1 protein-coding gene is annotated in these 309 nt (G+C 80.3%); it reads left to right on the forward strand.

Going from position 1 to position 309, the window contains the following annotated elements; translation table 11 throughout:
* On the forward strand, positions 1 to 309 hold a 309-nt coding region (locus B4K29_RS14055), incomplete at both ends, for a DUF6541 family protein (protein ID WP_349680256.1).

The raw sequence follows: 309 nt of genomic DNA on the forward strand, positions 1-309 counted from the left end.
GGGCGCGGCGCCGGCTGGGCTGGCTGGCCGTCGCCGCCGGGGCCGCGGTCGGCCTGGCCCTGGTCCACCCCTCCGCCCTGCTGAGCCTGCTGGTCCTGGCCCTGCCACTCCTCGTGCCGGCCGTATGGCGCCAGCTGCGGGACGTCACGCGGCGGCACCCGCAGGCTCGACGCGCCGCGACCTGGGGCGCGGCCGTGGGGCTGGCCGTGACCGTCGTGGGTGTGGTCCTGGTCGCCCGCACCCCCACCGTCCAGCGGCTGCTGGTCAGCCGGGCCCGCACGGTCACGGACCCCGGCGACGCCGTCCGCG

Source organism: Arsenicicoccus sp. UBA6765 (assembly GCF_002453335.1).
GTDB lineage: Bacteria > Actinomycetota > Actinomycetes > Actinomycetales > Dermatophilaceae > Arsenicicoccus > Arsenicicoccus bolidensis.